The organism is Pseudomonas protegens CHA0, from assembly GCF_000397205.1.
In the GTDB taxonomy this organism is placed as follows: Bacteria; Pseudomonadota; Gammaproteobacteria; order Pseudomonadales; family Pseudomonadaceae; genus Aquipseudomonas; species Aquipseudomonas protegens.
The window spans coordinates 4,679,700-4,697,497 of the sequence record NC_021237.1; the positions used below are offsets into that span (position 1 = coordinate 4,679,700).

Below are 17,798 nucleotides of genomic sequence, written 5' to 3' on the forward strand. Positions count from 1 at the left end.
TACTACCTCGCCTAAGAAATTATTTTTTCAAGATCATCGGGAGATAAACGTTTGAGGGCCTCCAAAGATTTAGCCAATTCATCCTGCAGTGAAGAAGTTGTCTGCCGCAGGGCCTGAACCTTCTCGACAAAGGCCGCGAGGCTCTCCGCGCCGAACAGCGACTTGATGGGCATATCCACGCCAAACTGCTGCTTGACCCGAGTCACCACCTGAGCCACCAACAGGGAGTGGCCGCCCAGCTCGAAGAAGTTGTCGCTCATGCCCACCCGATCCAGCTTCAGCACATCGGCCCAGATCGCCGCGATCTGCTGCTCCAGTTCGCTCTGCGGCGCCACATAGACTTGCTGCATCTGCTGGGCGTCGACCTTGGGCAGGGCCTTGCGATCGAGCTTGCCGTTGGGGGTCAGCGGCAACGCTTCGAGGAACAGCAGGTAGGCCGGCACCATGTAGTCCGGCACGTGTTCCTTGAGTGCCGTCTTGAGGCTGTCGCGCAGGGCGGCCTGGGCCTCGACGGTCGGGGTGGCCTCGCTCGGCACGATATAGGCCACCAGTTGCTGGCCGTTTTCGCTGTCATGGGCCAGGACAAAGGCTTCACGCACCGCCGCCTGCTGCACCAGCCGCGCTTCGATTTCACCCAGCTCGATACGGAAACCGCGGATCTTCACCTGATGGTCGATGCGGCCGATGTACTCGATCACCCCATCGGCGCGATAACGGGTCAGGTCGCCGGTGCGGTAGACCCGGCCCCCATCACTGGAGAACGGGTTGGGCACGAATTTCTCGGCAGTCAGCCCTGGGCGCGCCAGATAGCCGCGAGTCACCCCGGCACCGGCCAGGTACAGCTCGCCGGCACTGCCCACCGGCACCGGTTGCAGGTCCGGGCTGAGGATGTAGCTCTGGGTGTTGCTGATGGCCCGGCCGATATTGGCCTGGCCGCCGGCCTCGCGCCGGGTGTAGGTCGAGTAGGTGGTGTCTTCCGAAGGGCCGTACAGGTCGTAGACATGCACCAGCCCGGGCTGCTGGTAGAGGCTATCCACCAGCGCCTGTTTCAGCGGCTCACCCGCCAGGTTGATGATCCGCACGCTGGGCGGAATCTGCCCGCTGCGGTGCAGCGCGGCAATCGCCGAAGGCACGGTATTGATCAAGCGCACCCGGTCGCGGTCCGCCAGCTCCGGCAGTTCCAGGGCGTTGCGGGCCAGGACGATGGAACCGCCGCTGGACAGGGTGACAAACAGCTCCCACACCGACAGGTCGAAGCAGATCGAGGTGGAAGCCAGCACCCCTTGCAGGTCATCGGCGCTGTACACCCGGTTCGACCAGTCGATCAGTGCCAGCACGTTGCGATGGGCAATCGCCACGCCCTTGGGCAGGCCGGTGGAACCGGAGGTGTAGATCACATAAGCCAGATTGTCCGCAGTAGCTCGCTGCGGCGGATTTTCCGGCGAATACGCGTCCAGCCAACCCGGCTGGGCATCCAGTTGCAGGGTCTGCAAGGACTCCACGGACGGCAGCAGCGACAGCAAGGCGCTTTCGGTCAACAGGATCTGTGCCTGACTGTCACGCAGCATGTGGGCCAGACGGTCCTGGGGATAATCCGGGTCCAGTGGCACATAGGCGCCACCGGCCTTGAGCACCGCCAGCAGCGCCACGACCATTTCCGGGGTGCGCTGCAAGGCCACGCCCACCCGCACTTCAGGCCCCACGCCCAGCTCGATCAGCTTGTGCGCCAGGCGGTTGGCCCGGGCATTGAGTTCCCGGTAGCTCAGGCACTGGCCAGCGAACAACAGGGCCTCGGACTCCGGGCTTTTCAGTGCTTGTGCTTCCACCAACTGCTGCACGCAACCATCGCTGGGGAACTCACCGGTGGCCGGGGTCCACTCGTGCAGCAACTGGTGCTGCTCGGCAGCGCCCAGCAGCGGCAGGTCCCCCAGGCGCTGGCGTGGCTGCTGGACGATGCCCTGCAGCAACTGCACCCAGGACTGGGCCAGACGCTCGATGGTGGAAGCCTCGAACAGGTCGCAGGCATAGGTCAGGGAGGCCCAGAGGCGATCCCCGGACTCGAAGGTATCCAGGCTCAGATCGAACTGGGTCGTGCTGTCCTCGCCACTGAGCATCTGCACCTGCAACCCTGGAACCTCCAGGGTTGCAGCGTCCTGGCGGGCGGCCGCCTGGTGGTTGAACATCACCTGGAACAGCGGGCTGTAGCTCAGGCTGCGCTCCGGCTTGAGGGCTTCCACCAGTTGTTCGAAGGGCAGGTCCTGATGTTCCTGGGCCTGCAGCGCGGCTCTTTTGACCTGCTGCAGGAAATCATTGAAGCCCAGTTGCCCGTCGACCTCGGCCTTGAACACCTGGGTGTTGACGAAGAAGCCGATCAGGCGCTCGGTTTCCACCCGGTTGCGGTTGGCGGTGGGCACCCCGACGCGGATGTCCGCCTGGCCGCTGTAGCGGTGCAGCAAGACCTGGAACGAGGCCAGCAACAGCATGAACAGCGTGACCCCTTCGCGCTGGGCCAGCTGTTTCAGGGCCCCCGGCAAGGCGCCATCCAGGCTGATGCCATGGCGCGCGCCCTTGTGGCTTTGCTGCAACGGCCGCGGATGGTCCAGGGGCAAATCCAGAACCTGAACGCCGCCTTCCAGTTGCTGCAACCAGTAATCCAGTTGCCGCTCGCGCTCACCGGCTTCCATCCACTGGCGTTGCCAGGCCGCGTAGTCCGCGTACTGCACCGCCAGCGCCGGCAACTCGGCCTGCTGCCCCTGGCTTTGGGCGCCATAGAGCCGGATCAGTTCCTCCACCATCAACTGCATCGACCAGCCATCGGAAACGATGTGGTGCTGGACCAGCACCAGCACATGCTCGTCCTCCGCCAGGCGCACCAGGGTGGCCCGCAGCAACGGCCCCTGGCGCAGGTCGAACGGCTGACGTACCTGGGTGTCGATAACCTGCTTGATCAAGTCATCGGTGTTGCCGGCCTCCACCAGCAGGGACAAGTCTTGCTGGCTGATGGGCAAGCGGGCCTGGGCCGCGATCACCTGGATCAGGCCCCGGGCGCTCTCGACAAAGTGCGTGCGCAAGCTTTCATGGCGGGCGATCAAGGCATCGAAACTGCTTTGCAGGGCCCGGCTATCCAGCGAGCCGCGCAGGCGCAGGGCCATGGGGATGTAATAGGCGCTGCTGTCGGGGTCCAGCTGCCAGAGGAACCACTGGCGTTCCTGGGCATAGGACACCGCCAGCGGCTGCTGCCGGTCCACCAGGGGAATCGGCTGGAGTGGCTGGGCAGTTTCCGGGCCCAGCAGGCGGACGAAATCTTCCAGCGACTCGCCTTCGAACAACAGCTTGAGGGGGGCCTCGATGCCCAGCTCCTGGCGGATGCGCGACATCACCTGGGTAGCCAGCAGCGAATGGCCGCCGAGCTCGAAGAAGTTATCGGTCAAGCCGACCTTTTCCAGTTTCAGCACCTGGGCCCAGATCCCGGCCACTTGCTGTTCGCGCTCGCTGCGCGGGGCCACGTGGGCCTGCTGCAACAGGCTGCCGTCGATGGCCGGCAAGGCAGCGCGATTGAGCTTGCCATTGGCGGTCAGGGGCAGCGCCTGGAGGAACAGCACATGGGCCGGAACCATGTAGCCCGGCAGGTGCTCGCGCAGCCCGGCCTTGATGGCGTCGCGCAGGGGCAGTTGCTCGGCAAGCGGGTCCTGGCCGTTCCAGTCCAGGCCGGCGGGCACCACGTAGGCCACCAGTTGCGGGCCGTCGGGACCTTCCGGGGCCAGCACCACCGCCTCGCGCACCGCAGGCAACTCCAGCAGCCGCGCTTCGATCTCCCCCAGCTCGATGCGGAAACCGCGGATCTTCACCTGGTGGTCGATACGGCCGATGTAGCCGATCGAACCGTCGGCCTGATAACGCGCCAGATCGCCGGTACGGTAGAGCCGCCCACCAGCCTCGCCAAACGGGTCCGGGACAAACCGCGCCGCACTCAAGTCGCCGCGGTTCAGGTAGCCCCAGGCCAGCCCGGCACGCCCGACATAGAGTTCACCGATGCAGCCCTTGGGCACCGGTTGCAGGTTGCTGTCCAGCAAATACCAGGACATGTCGGGGATCAGCTCGCCAATCGGGCTGGCCCCCGCCAGGCTCAGGTCCGCCACGGACAAGGGACGGTAGGTCACGTGCACCGTGGTTTCGGTGATGCCGTACATGTTCACCAACTGCGGGCGCTGATCGCCGAAACGCTGGAACCAGGGTTGCAGGGTATTGACCTCCAGGGCCTCGCCACCGAACACGATGTAGCGCAACCGGTGCGCAGGCTCGGCGCTGCAGGCCACGTGCATCAACTGGCGGAACGCCGACGGCGTCTGGTTGAGCACCGTCACGCCCTCGCTGCAGAGCAGCGGGTAGAAGTCCTGGGCCGAGCGCGCCACCTCCTGGGGGACGATCAGCAGCCGCCCGCCATACAGCAGGGCACCGAAGATCTCCCACACCGAGAAGTCGAACGCATAGGAGTGGAACAGGCTCCAGACATCCTCGGCGCCGAACTGGAACCACTGCTCGGTGGCCGCGAACAGGCGCAGGACGTTGTGGTGTGGCTGCAAGGTGCCCTTGGGCTTGCCGGTGGAACCGGAGGTGTAGATCACGTAGGCCAGGTTTTCGGGCGTCACCCCGACCTCGGGGTTGTCGACCCGGTAGCCGTCCAGGGGCTGCTCCAGCAACCAGGTACTGCCGGCAAACGCCGGCAAGCCCTGCAGCAGATGCTCCTGGGTCAGCAGCAACGCGATGGCGCTGTCCTGCATCATGTGCTGCAGGCGGTCCTGGGGATAGGCCGGGTCCAGCGGCACATAGGCACCGCCGGCCTTGAGAATTGCCAGCAGGCCGATGACCATCTCCAGGCTGCGCTCCACCGCCAGCCCCACCAGTACATTGGGCCCCACGCCCTGCTCGATGAGCTTGTGCGCCAGACGGTTGGCCCGCTCGTTGAGCTGCTGGTAGTCCAGGCTCTGCCCGGCGAAGGTCAGGGCAATGGCCTGGGGCGCCCTGGCGGCCTGAGCCTCGATGAGCTGATGGACGCAGGCCCGGGAAGGGAATGCCTGCTGCAGCCGGTTCCACTGGTCGAGGATCTGCGCCTGCTCGTCGGCCCCCAGCAATGGCAACAGGCCGATGCGCTGCTGTGGCTGGCTGGCCACGCTTTGCAGCAACTGGCGCCAATGGGCGGCCAGGCGCTCGATGGTGGCGGCGTCGAACACATCGGTGGCATAGACCAGAGACGCGGCGATCCGGCCCTGGGTTTCCACGGTGTCCAGGGTCAGGTCGAACTGCGCCGACTGCCCCTGGGCGTCCAGGGCCTCGATGCTCAGGCCCGGCAGGTTCAGAGGCCCGGCTGCGCCCACCGCTTCCACCTGGTGATTGAACATCACCTGGAACAGCGGGTTGTGGCTCAGGCTGCGCTCCGGCTGCAAGGCCTCTACCAACTGCTCGAACGGCAGGTCCTGGTGCGCCTGCGCCGCCAGGGCGGTCTGGCGTACCTGCTGCAGCAACTGGCTGAAGGACATCTGCCCGTCGATCTCGGCCTTGAGCACCTGGGTGTTGACGAAGAAGCCGATCAGGCGCTCGGTCTCGACCCGGTTGCGGTTGGCAATGGGCACACCGACGCGGATATCGGCCTGGCCGCTGTAGCGGTGCAGCAGGGTCTGGAACGAGGCCAGCAACAGCATGAACAGGGTCACCCCTTCCCGCTGGGCCAGGCTGCCCAGGGCTTCACTCAAGGGCTGCTCCAGGGTCAGCTCCAGGCGCCCGCCCCGATGGCTCTGCACCGCGGGGCGCGGGCGATCCAGAGGCAGTTCGAGCAAGGGTTGCTCGCCGCCCAGTTGCGCCGTCCAGTAGGCCAGTTGCCGGTCCTTTTCACCGGCCTCCATCCAGTGGCGCTGCCAGAGGGCGTAATCGGCATACTGGATCGGCAGCGCCGGCAACGGCGCCGTCTGCCCTTGGCAGTAACCGATGTAGAGCGCGATCAGTTCATCCACCATGACCTGCATCGACCAGCCATCGGAGACGATGTGGTGCTGGGTCAGGACCAGCACATGGTCATTCTCGGCCACCTGCAACAGGCCGACCCTGAGCAACGGCCCGGCCAGCAGATCGAACAGCTTCCGGGTCTGGGCCTGGACGAAGTCCTGCACGGCCGCATTGATCTGCTGCTGGCTCGCCTGCGCCGGTAGTGCCTGGCGCACCAGTTCCAGGCGCGCCTCGGGGGCGACCACCTGCAGCGCCGTGTCGGCCTCCTCGACGAAATGCGTGCGCAGGCTTTCATGCCGGGCGATCAGGCTGTCGAAGCTGCGCTGCAAGGCCTCGACATTCAGTTTCCCGCGCAGGCGCAGGGCCTTGGGAATGTGATAGGCCGTGCTCTCGGGCGCCAGTTGCCAGAGAAACCACTGGCGTTGCTGGGCATAGGACAGCGGCAGGCGCTCCTGGCTCAGGCGCACCTCGGGAATCGGCAGGTTGGCCGGGGAGATGCCCTGTTCGAGCATCTTCTGCAGGTAGACCTTGCGCTTCTCCAGGGGCAGAAGGATGAAGCCTTTGACAATTTTCAGCGCGGTGGTGTTGTCCATTACACAGCCTCCATTTCGTCGAGCAACAGTTCCAGCGCACTCAGGTCGGCGCCTTGCACCTGGCCGGGCGCCTGTTGCAACTGGCTGACGAACAGCCCCAGGGTGGGAAATTCAAACGCCATCTGCACACTGACCTGGCGCCCAAGCTTGAGCTGGACTCGAGAGACCATCGCGGTTACCAACAAGGAATGCCCACCTAGTTCAAAGAAGTTATCGTTCATGCCCACTTGCTCGACCTCCAGCACCTGGGCCCAGATCGCCGCGACCTGCTGTTCCAGTTCGCTCTGTGGGGCGATGTAGGCCTGCTGCAACAGGCTGGCGTCGGCCTTGGGCAGGGCCTTGCGGTCCAGCTTGCCGTTGGGGCTCAGCGGCAGGGCCTCAAGGAACAGCAGGTGCGCCGGCAGCATGTAGTCCGGCAGTACCTCCTTGAGGGCCGCTTTGAGTTGCTCGCGCACCTGTGCCTGCTGTTCCGGGCTCTCTACCGCCACGCCCGCGGCCGCCACTACGTAGGCCACCAGCTGTGGACCACCGGCCGCCTCCTGGGCCAGCACCACGGCTTCGCGCACCAGTGGCAGCTCCAGCAGCCGCGCTTCGATCTCGCCCATTTCGATGCGGAAACCGCGGATCTTCACCTGGTGGTCGATGCGCCCGGCGTACTCGATCACGCCCTCGGCGTCATAGCGGGCCAGATCGCCTGAGCGGTACAGGCGACCGCCATCGCTGCTGAACGGATCGGGAATGAAACGCTCGGCAGTCAGGCCTGGGCGGTCGTGGTAACCCCGGGCCAGCAGCTCGCCCCCGATCATCAGCTCGCCTGTGGCGCCGCTGAGGGTCAGGTTGCCGCTGTTGTCCAGCAAGTAGATGGAGCGGCCCGGCAAGCCCTTGCCCAGCGGCATCTGGCTCGGCAAGGCTTGCCCGTCCTCCAGGTAACGACTGCAGTCATGGGCGGTAACGCTCACCGTGGCCTCGGTCGGGCCGTAGGTGTTGAGCAGGCAAGCGTGTTTCAGGCCAGCCTTTTTCCACGCCGCCACGCCTTCTGCCGGCATGGCTTCGCCCCCCAGGTTGAGCTGGCGCAGGCGGCCAAAGTCGCGGGGTTCGCGGCTGGCGAAGTCCTTGCCCAGCATGAACCAGTAGGCGGTGCTCAGATCGACGATGCTGATGCCCTGCTCGATCAGCTCGCGGTAGAAGGTTTCGCTGTCCCACAGTGCCTTGCCGCGAATCACCACCGAGGCGCCACAGATCAGCGCCGGGTACAGCTGTTCGACAAAGGCGTCGAAGTTGAAGGTGGAGAACTGCAGGCCACGGTCTGCCGCGCTCATGTTGAAGTAGTCCCGGGAAACCTGGGCGTGCTGGGTCAAGGCGCGGTGGCTGATATCCACACCCTTGGGCCGGCCGGTGGAACCGGAGGTGTACATCACATAGGCCAGGTTGTCGGCCTGGGCCCGCGGCGCTGGATTGTTCAGGGAGTAGCCGTCCAGGCCCTGCTGATCCAGGCACAGGTGGGGTACCTCCACCCCGTCGCGCAGGCGTTCCAGCAGCGGCGACTGGGTCAGCAGCAGCTGGATGCCGCTGTCCTGCATCATGTAGTGCAGGCGCTCCTGGGGGTATTCGGGGTCCAGCGGCACATAGGCGCCACCGGCCTTGAGCACCGCCAGCAGGCCGACAAGCATGTCCAGCCCGCGCTCCACTGCGATGCCGACCCGGACATCCGGACCCACGCCCTGCTCGATCAGCTTATGGGCCAACTGGTTGGCCCGCTGGTTGAACTGGCCATAGCTCAGTTGCTGGCCGGCGCACAGCAGCGCCACGGCATCCGCAGTGCGTGCGGCCTGGGCCTCGATCAACTGCTGGACGCAGAGCGGCGACAGGTCTCGCGCCGGAGTACGGCTGCGTTGCTCCTCGATCAAGCGGCGCTCGGTAGCGCCAGTCAGCGCCAACTCACCGATGCTCGCCTGCGGCTGCTCCACCAGCGCCATGAGCACCTGCTCCAGGTAGCCCGCCAGTTGCCGGATGTTCGCCTCGGCGAAATGCTCCAGGGCATAGCTGTAGTCGAACGCCAGGGTCTGCCCCAGGTACACCGACAGGGTCAGCGGGTAGTTGGTCTGCTCATGGTTGGCCGCCATGCCGAAGCTCAACTGCGCCGGTGCACCTTGGGCCAGGGCCTCGGACACCGGGTAGTTCTCGAACACCAGGATGTTGTCGAACAGCGCCTCGCCCCCCAGACCCGCCCAGCGCTGCACGTCGTACAGCGGCGTGTGTTCGAAATCGCGCAGGGCCAGGTTGCGTTCCTGCACCAGTTGCAGCCAGTCACTGACCGGCATGTCCGGGCGCGGCGCAGCCACGACCGGCAGCGTGTTGATGAACAGGCCGATCTGTTGCTCCACGCCCTTGAGCTCCGCCGGGCGCCCGGACACGGTGGCACCGAACACCACGCTGTCCTGCCCGGTGTAGCGTTGCAGCAGCAACAGCCACGCGGCTTGCACCAGGGTGTTGACCGTGACCTTCTGCTGGCGGGCGAACTCGCTCAAGCGTTGCGTCTGTTGCAGGTCCAGGTGCTGTTGATGGGCGGCGTAGCCCTTGCCGGCCAGGGTCTGGCCACCGCGGCTGATGGCCTGGGCCAGACGGGTTGGCTCATCCAGGACCGCCAGTTGCTGCTTCCAGAAGGTCTCGCTGAGCTGGGCGTCCTGGCGTTGCAGCCAGGCGATGTAGTCGCGGTAGCGCCCGGGCGCATGGCTCGCGAACTGCCCCGCATAGCGTTGCAGCACTTCCCCGAGCAGCCGTGAGTTGCTCCAGCCGTCCATCAGGATGTGGTGGTTGGTGTAGATCAGGTGGTAACGCTGCTCGCCAGTGCGCACCAGGGTCAGGCGCAGCAGGGGCGCGGCCAGCAGGTCGAAACCACGCAGGCGCTCTTCTTCGGCCAAGCCATCCAGGGCGGCCGGCACGGCCTCGTTCGCCCGCCAGTCATGCTCGACAAAGTCCAGGCGGATACGCTTGTGCACCACCTGGATCGGCGCCGGCAGCTCGCCCTGCCAGAGGAAGCCGCTGCGCAGGATGTCATGGTTGTCGATGGCCGCCTGCCAGGCCTGGCGGAAGCGCTCGGGTTCGAGCCCGTCCACATCCACCCGCAGTTGGTTGATGTAGTCGCCCGCGCCCTGCTCGTAGAGGGTGTGGAACAGCATGCCCTGTTGCATCGGCGACAGCGGATAGAGGTCCTCGACCTCGGCCAGGGCCAGTGGCAACTGGTCCAGTTGCTGTTGGTTCAGGCCCGCCAGCGGGAAGTCCGACGGGGTTACCCCACGGTGCTCGGGCTGGCTGCAATGCTCGATCAGCGCCTTGAGTTCCCGGGCGTAGTCATCCGCCAGGTGCTCGATGGTGGCGGTATCGAACATCGCCTGGCTGAAGGTCCAGCCCAGCTTCAATTGGCCGCCATAGACCTGGCCATTGATGCTCAGCCAGTTGCCCAGCGGAGCCTGGGCGCCTTGATCGGCACCCTTGGCTTCGGCGCTGGGGGCAAACCAGGCATCCGGCTCATCGAAGCTGCCATCGAACTGGCCCAGGTAGTTGAAGGTGATGCGTGGCACCGCCAATGCCGCGAGGGTCTGTTGCGCCGCTTCGTCCCCCAGGTAGCGCAGGGCACCAAAGCCGATGCCCTTGTTGGGCACGGCCCGCAGCTGTTCCTTGATGAGCTTGATCGAGTCGGCCAGGGCCGGCTGCGGCGTCAGCTTCACCGGGAACACGCTGGTGAACCAGCCCACGGTGCGGCTCAGGTCGATGCTGTCGAACAGCTCTTCGCGGCCGTGGCCTTCCAGTTGCACCAGGGCGCTGCTGTCGCCGGTCCAGCGGGTAATGACCCGGGCCAGGGCGGTGAGCAGCAGATCGTTGATCTGGGTGCGATAGGCCGCCGGCGCATCCTGCAACAGGCGCTGGGTATAGCTTGGGTCCAGCTCGGTGCTGACACTCCTGGCATCCTTGATCACCACCTGATCCGTTGCCCGGTCGCAGGGCAGGCCCGAATCCACGTCCTGCAACTGCGCCTGCCAGTAACCCAGCTCTTGCTGCAGCGCCGCGCTGCGGGCATAGGCTTGCAACTGGCCGGCCCAGGCCTGGGAAGAGCTGGTCTTGGCCGGCAGCTTGATGGTTTGCCCGGCGGCCTGCTGTACCAGGGCCTGATGCAGGTCCTCCAGCAGCACCCGCCAGGACACCCCGTCCACCACCAGGTGATGGATGGCCAGCAGCAGGCGCTGGGTGCCATCACGCAACGTGAAGAGCACGGCACGCAACAAAGGCCCCTGTTGCAGATCGAGGCTGCGTTGCGCGGTATCGCACAGGGCCTGCAACGAATCTTCAGTGGCGTCGTCCGCCAGCCACAGCAGCGCATCGGCCTGCATCGCCGCCAACGGTGCCGCAGTCACCTGCCCCAGCGGGGCATAAGTCGCGACCCAGGCTGCGCCTTCTTCGACAAACTTCAGGCGCAGGCCGTCGTGGTGTTCGAGCAAGGCTTGCAAGCCCTGCTGGAGTGCCTCGGCACTCAGAGCCTTCAGCGGCTTGAGCAGCACCGACTGGTTCCAGTGATGCCGTTCCGGTACCGGGGTGTCGAAGAACCACTGCTGGATCGGCAGCAGCGGCATCTGCCCACGCACCGGGCCCTGGTCGATCTGCAAACCGCCCTCGCCCTGCTCCGCCACCGTGGCCAGCCCCTGCACCGTCTGGTGCTGGAACAGGTCCTTGGGGGTGAAGCGGATACCGGCCTGCCGGGCACGGCTGACCACCTGGATCGAGATGATCGAGTCGCCACCCAGTTCGAAGAAGTTGTCGGTGACGCCCACCTGCTCAAGCTTCAGCACATCGGCCCAGATCGCCGCGATCTGTTGCTCCAGGTCGTTTTGCGGCGCCACGTAGGTCTGCTGCATCAGCTGCGCATCGACTTTTGGCAGCGACTTGCGATCCAGCTTGCCGTTCGGCGTCAGCGGCAGCGCTTCGAGGAACAGCAGGTAGGTCGGCACCATGTAGTCCGGCAGGCTTTCCCGCAGGCGCGCCTTGATGCTCTCGCGCAACTGCGCCTGGCGCTCGTTGCTCGACGCCACCTCGGCGTCCACCGGCACGATGTAGCCCACCAGTTGCTGGCCGCTCGGCCCTGGCTGGGCGATCACCGCCACTTCCAGTACCGGGTCCTGCTCCAGCAAGCGCGCTTCGATCTCGCCCAGCTCGATACGGAAGCCCCGCACCTTCACCTGATGGTCGACACGGCCCACATATTCCACCAGGCCGTCGGTGCGGTAGCGGGTCAGGTCGCCGCTGCGGTACAGCCGGGCGCCGGTGGTGCTGTAGGGGTCGGGAATAAAGCGTTCCGCTGTCAGCCCAGGTCGATCCAGGTAACCCCGGGCCACGCCCAGGCCGCCCAGGTACAGCTCGCCGGCCACGCCAACCGGCAACAGGTTGAGGTTGGCATCGGCCACGTAGGCGCTGCGGTTGCCAACGATATTGCCGATGGGCGCGTAGGCCGCGTCGCACGGATCGCCCGCCTTGGCCTTCCAGATCAATGGCGTAACCACGGTTTCAGTCGGGCCGTAACCGTTGAAGATGTACTTCGGACGCAGCACTCGCCACGCCAAGTCGTAACTGGCCTGGGGCACTGCATCGCCACCAAAGCAGTAGACCCGCACCGCCGGCGGATTGCCGTCGCGCTCGGCGTGTACTGCCAGTTGCTGCAGGTACACCGGCGGGAACACGCCCACGGTGACGCCATAGCGGTGCATCTGTTCGTAGGTGAATTCCGGCGACCACAGGCTGTCATCACGGATCAGCACGCTGGCGCCGTAGATCAGCGGGTGCATCCAGCCTTCGTGGGAGCCGTCGAAGGCGAAGGACATGAAGTGCAACTCGCAATCCGCCGGGCTCATTTCATAGCGCTCGCCGGTGGCCAGGCTGTGCATGGCCAGCGGGCCGTGGGACACCGCCACGCCTTTGGGCAGCCCGGTGGAGCCGGAGGTGTAGATCACATAGGCGAGGTTTTCCTCGGCCAGATCCACCTGCGGGGCACTGGCCGGGTAGCCGGCAAAATCTGCGGCCCGTTCCACCGACAAGGTCGGCAGGCCATCGGGGATCGGCAAGCGATCCAGCAAGTGGCTCTGGGTCAGCAGCAGCCACGCGCCGCTGTCCTGCATCATGTAGCGCAGGCGGTCCTGGGGGTACTCGATATCCAGCGGCACATAAACCCCACCAGCCTTGAGCACGGCCAGGAAGGCCACCATGATTTCCGCGCAACGCGGCATGGCGATGGCCACCCGCACTTCCGGGCCAACGCCCAGTTCGATCAACTTGTGCGCCAGCTGGTTGGCTTGAGTATCCAGCTCGCGATAGCTCAGGCGCTGCTCGGCGAAGAACACCGCTGGTGCATCCGGCGCCTTGGCCGCCTGATCGGCAAACAGCTGGTGGACAAAACGATGGGTCGGGTAGACCACATCGGTGTGGTCCCACTCCTGGCGAATGCGGCGCTGCTCGTCCTGGCCCAGCATCGGCAGCTCGCCCAGGGCTTGCTGCGGTTCAAGCATGCCTTGCAGCAGATTGCGCCAGTGATCGGCAAGGCTCTGGACGGTGGAGACCTCGAACAATTCGCCGGCATAGATGAACGAAGCGTTGATCCCGGCGTCGGTCTCCAGGGTTTCCAGGGTCAGGTCAAATTGCGCGGTACCGCCCTGCAGGACCATTTCCTCGGCTTGCAGGCCCGGCAGGCTGGTGCCGTCGGTGCTTTCCCCGGCAATGCTCAGGTGGTTGTACATCACCTGGAACAACGGGTTCTGGTCCAGCGCACGCTGGGGCTTGAGGGCATCCACCAGACGATCGAACGGCAGGTCCTGATGGGCCTGGGCGGCCAGGGCCGTGGCCTTGACCTGACGCAGCAACTGCCCCACCGGCAGGCTCGGCGCCAGCTCGACGCGCATCACCAGGGTGTTGACGAAGAAGCCCATCACCCCTTCCATTTCCTGGTGGCGGCGATTACTCACCGGCACCCCGATGCGGATATCCGGTTGATCGGAGTAACGGTGCAGCAGCAACGCGAACGACCCCAGGAACAGCTGGAACAGGGTCATGTCATGTTCCCGCGCCACTCGCCGCAGCCCTTGCTCCAGGTCCGCCGGCAGGCGCAGGCCCAGGCGTTCCTGGCGGTGGGAGACCAACGCCTGGCGTGGATGATCCAGAGGCAGCTCCAGAACCGGATGCTCCAGCCCCAGTTGCTGGCGCCAGTAATCCAGCTGGCGCTGTTGCTCGCCCTGCTCCAGCCAGCTGCGATGCCAGTTGGCGTAGTCGGCGTACTGCACGCTCAACGGCTCGAACTGCGGTGCCTGCCCCTGGATCAAGCCGCGGTACAGCGCGACGAATTCCCGGGCCAGCACACTCATGGAGGCGCCATCGGAAATGATGTGGTGCAAGGTCACCACCAGCAGGTAATCGCGCTCGGCGATCTGCAGCACCCGGGCCCGGCACAGGGGCCCGCGCTCCAGATCGAACAGTTGCTGGGTCTCCTCCAGGGCACGGGCCTGGACGGCTTCGCGGGGCAGGCCCGGCGTCAATCGCTCCCAGGCCACGCTGATCGCGCCCTGTGCATGCACCACCTGGCACAGGCGTTCCTGATGCTGGGTGAAGGTGGTGCGGAACGCTTCATGGCGCTGGGCCAGGGCATCGAAGGTCTGCTGCAAGGCAGCCTGGTCCAGTTCCCCCTGCAAACGGACCACGATCGGCGTGTGGTAGGCGGTGCTCTGCGGATGCATCTGCCAGAACAGCCATTGCCGCTGCTGGGCATGGGAGGCCGGCAAGGGCCCATCACGCTCCAGCACCTCGATCTGCGGCAGTGCCGCGGCGCCCGCGCAGGCCTGTACCTGTTCGACGAATTCGTCCAGGCGCGAGGTTTCGAACAGCACCCGCAGCGGCACGTCCGCCCCCAGCAGGCGACGCACCCGGGACATGATCTGGGTTGCCAGCAATGAATGGCCACCCAGGGCGAAAAAGTTGTCGCCCAGGCCCACCCGCTCGACCTTGAGCACCGCCTGCCAGATCGCCGCGATGCCCTGCTGCAGCTCGCTGACCGGGGCCACAAAGGCTTCAACCGGGGCCTGCTGCTGCAATGGCGGCAGGGCCCGCAGGTCGAGCTTGCCGTTGGGGGTCAAGGGCATGCCGGCCAACGCCAGGAAATGCATGGGCAGCATGTAGTCGGGCAAGGCCACCGCCAGTTGCCGGCGGATCTCCTGCCACGCCGCCTCCGGTTCCTGAGCCTTGGCCAGTACCACATAGGCCGCCACTTGCGACTCGCCCGCCACACTGACCACCTGTGCCACGGCGTCTTCGACCTGGGGCAACTGCTTGAGGGCCGCGGTGATTTCCCCCAGCTCGATGCGGTAACCGCGGATCTTCACCTGATGGTCGATGCGGCCCAGGTAGTCGATAACCCCGCCGTCCAGATAGCGCGCCAGGTCACCGGTGCGGTACAGGCGCTGCCCGTCGCCGCTGAAGGGGTCCGGCACAAAGCGCTCGGCGGTCAAGGCCGCGCGCTGGTGGTAACCCCGCGCCAGGCCGGCGCCACCCAGGTACAGCTCGGCCGGAGTGCCGGGCGCCACCGGTTGCAAGGATGCATCCAGCACCCGCGCACGGACGTTGGCCAGCGGCAGGCCCAGGGGCACCACCGCCCGCTCGTCCGCCAGCGTGGCGGCGGCCATGGTCAGGGCGCCGACCGTGGTTTCCGTGGGGCCGTAGTGGTTGAACACCGCGCACTCCGGTGCCAGGGTCGCGATCCTGCGGACCAGAGCCGCCGGGCAGGCCTCGCCGCCCAGCACCAGGCACTGGCGCGGCAGGGAACGGGCCGGTTCTTCGCCACTCATCAGCGCCTGCAAATGCGACGGGACGATCTTCAATACATCAATCTGGTGGGTGTGCAGGTAGGCGCCGAAGGCGTCGGCGTCCAACCCGGTATCCAGGTCGATCACGTGCAGGCAACTGCCGGAGCACAGGGCGCCGAACAGCGTGGTGTGGCCAAGATCCGCGGCGATGGTCGAGACCACGGCCATAGTGCGCGCAGCCCCCAGCGGCAGGCGCTGGATGATCGCCTGCACATAGTTGGCCAGGGCTCCGTGGGTGATGCTCACGCCTTTGGCGGCACCGGTGGAGCCGGAGGTGTAGATCGAATAGGCCAGGTTCCCGGCAGCCATCCCGGGCAAGGCTGCCAGCGGATCGCTGTCCGGCGCCCAGGCCTGTGCCTGATCCAGCAACAGCACCTCGACCCAGGCCGCCACCGGCAGCCGCGGCTGCACCGCCGTCTCGCTCAGCAGCAGGCGTACGCCGCTGTCTTCAAGCATGTAGCTCAAGCGCTGTTCGGGGTATTGCGGGTCCAGGGGCACATAGGCACCGCCGGCCTTGAGCACCGCCAACAGGCCCAGCACCATCTCCAGGGAACGCTCCACAGCGATACCCACCGGCACTTCCGGCCCCACGCCACGCGCCACCAGCGCTGCGGCCAGACGGCTGGCACGCAGGTCCAGCTCGCGGTAGCTCAGGCACTGCCCGGCGAATACCAGGGCCGGTGCTTCGGGCTGCGCGGCGACCTGGCGGGCAAAGAGTTCGAGCACCGATTCGGCGCTGAACACCTCTTCTGCGCCAGCCCCCTGGGCCAGGAAGCCCCGGTGCTGCTGGGCACTGAGCAGCGGCAGTTCGGCAAGCGCCGACTGCGGCTCGCGCACCATCGCCCACAACAGGTTCTGCCAGTGGCCGGCCATGCGCTCGATGGTCTGCGCTTCGAACAACTGGCAGTCGTAGGTGAAGGCGGCCTGCAACTGGCCACCGCGTTCGAAAGTGTCCAGGGTCAAGTCGAACTGCACCGTGCGCTCGTTGCGCGGCAAGGCCTGCACTTGCAGCCCGGAGCGGCTGTGCAAGGTGGTCAGTTCGGTGACCTGGGGCTGGTGGTTGTACAGCACCTGGAACAGCGGGCTGTGGCTCAGGCTGCGCTCCAGGTGCAGGGCTTCCACCAGGCGCTCGAAGGGCAGGTCCTGATGGGCCTGGGCGCCCAGGGTAGTCTCGCGGATATCGGCCAGCAGTTGCTGCACTGTCAATTGCGGGCTCAGTTCGGTACGCAGTACCTGGGTGTTGACGAAGAAACCGATCAGCCCCTCGGCTTCCTGGCGCGTGCGGTTGGCGATGGGCACGCCGACCCGGATGTCCTGCTGGCCGCTGTAGCGCGATAGCAGCAGCTTGAAGCCGGCCAACAGCACGGCAAACAGGGTCACCCCCTGCTGGCGCGCCAGGGCGCCCAGTTGCTGGGCCAGGGGTTGTTCCAGGGCAAAATCCAGGCGGCGCCCCTGGCGGCTGGAATGGGCCGGCCGCGGATGGTCGGTGGGCAGTTTCAGCGGCGGATGCTCGTCACCCAGCTTGGCCTGCCAGTAGTCCAGTTGCCGCTCCTGCTCCCCTGCCTCCAGCCAGCTGCGCTGCCACAGGGCGTAGTCGCGGTACTGGATCGGCAGCGCCGGGACGTTCGGCACCTCACCCTGGAGCAGGCTGTCGTAGGCGTGCAGGAATTCTTCGATCAAGACCCCCATCGACCAGCCATCCGCGACGATATGGTGCAGGGTCAGCAGCATCACGTGCTCCTGCTCGCCCAGGCCCAGTACGCAGACCCGCAGCAAAGGCCCCTGTTGCAGATCGAAGGGCCGGCGCGCTTCGGCGTCGGCCAGCTGTTGCACCCTGGTTTCGCGCTGCGCCGGGTCGAGGTCGCAGAGCTCCCGATAATCGATGTCGACCCGCGCCTCCTGGATCACCTGCCGAGGCTCATCGTCCTCCAGGGCAAAGACCGTGCGCAGGCTCTCATGCCGCTCCAGCAGCCAGTCGAAGGCCTGCGCCAGCACTGCCCGGTCCAGCGGCCCGCTCAGGCGGACCGCGTTGGGCAGGTTGTAGGCCGCGCTCTGCGGATCCAGTTGCCAGAGAAACCACATGCGCTGCTGCGCATAGGACAGGGCCTGGCGATCAGGCACCGCAACCCCGGCCGGAATCGGCAGCAGAGAGAAGTCGACGCCTTCCTTGTCCAGAGCCTTCAAGAACAGCCGGCGCTTTTCCAGCGGCAGTTCAATGAATCTGCGGGCGAGCTTCAAGGAGTCTTCTGCATTCATCGGGAGTCATCCGTACTTACTTGTTGGGTATCGAGCATTGGCTCGGTCATCCCTACGG

The 17,798-nt window shown here is 65.9% G+C and carries 2 protein-coding genes; both read right to left on the reverse strand.

Features of this window, described 5'->3' with window-relative positions; translation table 11 throughout:
- Window positions 1-11: 11 nt before the first annotated feature.
- Complete coding sequence (locus PFLCHA0_RS20770; RefSeq protein ID WP_015636425.1) at window positions 12-6,593, reverse strand: non-ribosomal peptide synthetase; 6,582 nt, start codon at window positions 6,591-6,593, stop codon at window positions 12-14.
- Window positions 6,593-17,740: a non-ribosomal peptide synthetase gene (locus PFLCHA0_RS20775; RefSeq protein ID WP_015636426.1), complete on the reverse strand. Its 11,148-nt coding sequence runs from the start codon at window positions 17,738-17,740 to the stop codon at window positions 6,593-6,595. Before PFLCHA0_RS20775 ends, PFLCHA0_RS20770 begins: the two co-directional genes overlap by 1 nt.
- Window positions 17,741-17,798: the final 58 nt, after the last annotated feature.

What these genes read in the sequence shown, in the direction of transcription:
- PFLCHA0_RS20770 (WP_015636425.1), bottom strand. Translation starts at nt 6,593, where the DNA reads ATGGACAACACCACCGCGCTGAAAATTGTCAAAGGCTTCATCCTTCTG.
- PFLCHA0_RS20775 (WP_015636426.1), bottom strand. Translation starts at nt 17,740, where the DNA reads ATGAATGCAGAAGACTCCTTGAAGCTCGCCCGCAGATTCATTGAACTG.